This window comes from Vibrio crassostreae 9ZC13 (assembly GCF_000272045.2).
In the GTDB taxonomy this organism is placed as follows: Bacteria; Pseudomonadota; Gammaproteobacteria; order Enterobacterales; family Vibrionaceae; genus Vibrio; species Vibrio crassostreae_C.
Genome location: NZ_AJYZ02000040.1, coordinates 124,341 through 124,560, shown reverse-complemented (window position 1 = coordinate 124,560; position 220 = coordinate 124,341). Strand labels below are relative to the sequence as shown.

1 tRNA gene is annotated in these 220 nt (G+C 40.0%); it reads right to left on the bottom strand.

Annotation, left to right across the window (positions count from 1 at the left end):
* Nucleotides 1-119 precede the first annotated feature (119 nt).
* Nucleotides 120-195: transfer RNA gene (locus A136_RS13160), tRNA-Val, on the bottom strand.
* Nucleotides 196-220: the final 25 nt, after the last annotated feature.

The following is a 220-nucleotide window of genomic DNA, read 5'->3' as shown; positions in this document are numbered from 1 at the left end:
GATTGAATTACTCGTAAGTAATCAATCAGTCAGCTTTCCAAATTGTTAAAGAGCAAGAGTTTTAAGTGTTAAACTTTTAAACCCATTTTTAAATACTCTCTTACGAGAATGCTTAAAGATGGTGGGCGATACCGGGCTCGAACCAGTGACCCCCTGCTTGTAAGGCAGGTGCTCTCCCAACTGAGCTAATCGCCCATAAAGTTTTAATTCCTAATGGAAG